The following is a 1,316-nucleotide window of genomic DNA, read 5'->3' on the forward strand; positions in this document are numbered from 1 at the left end:
AGTATTCGTAATTAAATAACTTGGTTTTCTTGTTTGGATGTTGGCGATGTTCTGTGATCACGCCGGTAGGGTCGGGGTGTGTCAGTTGAGGGGGCTGGGAAGTTCGAGGCGATGGCCGCGCGCCTGGAGGTGCTGCTGCCGCGGCTGAACGAGCGGGATCGGCGGTTGGCGTTGGGCGCGGAGGCGCGTTCCTGGGGTTATGGGGGAATCGCGGCGGTCGCGCGGGCGACCGGGGCGTCGCGGACGACCATCGCGAAGGGGATGGCGGAACTGGATGACGAGCCCGCCGACCGGAGACGGGTGCGGGCTGTCGGGGGTGGGCGCAGGAGGGCGGAGGTCGCCGACGTCGGGCTTTCTGCGGCGCTCGACGCGCTTGTCGAGCCGGAAACGCGGGGAGATCCGGAGTCGCCGTTGCGGTGGACGACGAAGTCCACCCGGCACCTGGCCTGGGAGTTGACCCGGGCGGGACACGAGGTCAGCCATTCCGTGGTCGCCAAGATCCTGAAATCAGCGGGATACAGTCTGCAGTCGACCCGCAAGACGTTGGAAGGCGCGCAGAGCCCGGACCGGGATGCCCAGTTCCGTCACCTGAACGCGGCCGCAGCCGGGTTCCTTACGGCCGGCGACCCGGTGGTCAGCGTGGACACGAAGAAGAAGGAGTTGGTCGGGCGCTTCACCCAGGCCGGCCGGGAGTGGCATCCCGAGGGCGAGCCGGAACAGGTCGAGACCTACGACTTCCCGCACCTCGCCGACGGGAAGGCCATTCCCTACGGCGTCTACGACCTTGCCGACAACACCGCCTGGGTATCGGTCGGAATGACCCACGACACCTCCGCGTTCGCCGTCGCGACCATCAGGAAATGGTGGGAGAAGATGGGTCGCGAGAAGTACCCAACCGCCCGCCGGATCCTGATCACCGCGGACTGCGGCGGCTCCAACGGGAACCGTCCCTGGCTGTGGAAACACCAGCTCGCTGCCTTCGCCGCCGAAACCGGCCTCGAGATCACCGTCTGCCACTACCCGCCCGGCACCAGTAAATGGAACAAGATCGAGCACCGGCTCTTCTCCCAGCTCACCGTCAACTGGCGCGGACGACCACTGGCCACCTACCAGACCATCGTCACCCTCATAGCCAACACCACCACGACCACCGGCCTCACCGTCCGCTGCGAACTCGACCCCACCGACTACCCGACAAAAGTCAAGGTCTCCAAACAGGAACAGGAGGCCATCCCGATCAGTAGACACAAGTTCCACGGTGAATGGAACTACACGATCAAGGCCAAGAACGACTAGCTTGTATCAATCCAGCTCCT

At 64.7% G+C, this 1,316-nt stretch carries 1 protein-coding gene; it reads left to right on the forward strand.

Annotation, left to right across the window (positions count from 1 at the left end; all coding sequences use genetic code 11):
- The first annotated feature begins 111 nt into the window (after positions 1 to 111).
- Positions 112 to 1,296: an ISAzo13 family transposase gene (locus AC6EXY_RS33270; protein ID WP_101832383.1), complete on the forward strand. Its 1,185-nt coding sequence runs from the start codon at positions 112 to 114 to the stop codon at positions 1,294 to 1,296.
- Positions 1,297 to 1,316 lie beyond the last annotated feature (20 nt).

Source organism: Frankia sp. RB5, assembly GCF_059816245.1.